Source organism: Halomonas sp. ND22Bw, from assembly GCF_003011945.1.
GTDB lineage: Bacteria > Pseudomonadota > Gammaproteobacteria > Pseudomonadales > Halomonadaceae > Halomonas > Halomonas halophila.
On record NZ_PXWD01001003.1, the window covers coordinates 1 to 267 of the forward strand.

At 70.8% G+C, this 267-nt stretch carries 1 pseudogene; it reads right to left on the reverse strand.

Annotation, left to right across the window (positions count from 1 at the left end):
- Window positions 1-267, reverse strand: a pseudogene (locus CVH10_RS21190) (DNA topoisomerase III); the annotation flags it as partial.

Genomic DNA, 267 nt, shown 5'->3' on the forward strand with positions numbered 1-267 from the left:
GCCGTCATGGCCCGCGTGCCGTTGATGCCCACCAGCCAGTCGGCCTCGGAGCGCGAGCGCGCGGCGTCGGCCAGGCCCTGCATCTGCGCCTCGGTACGCAGCGATTCGAAGCCGTCGCGGATCGCCTGCGGCGTCATCGACTGCAGCCAGAGCCGCTTGACCGGCTTGTTCAGCGGGCTCTTGCCGCCGGCGTACTGCTCGATCAGCCGGAAGATCAGCTCGCCCTCGCGGCCCGCGTCGCAGGCGTTGATGAGCTGGGTCACGTCC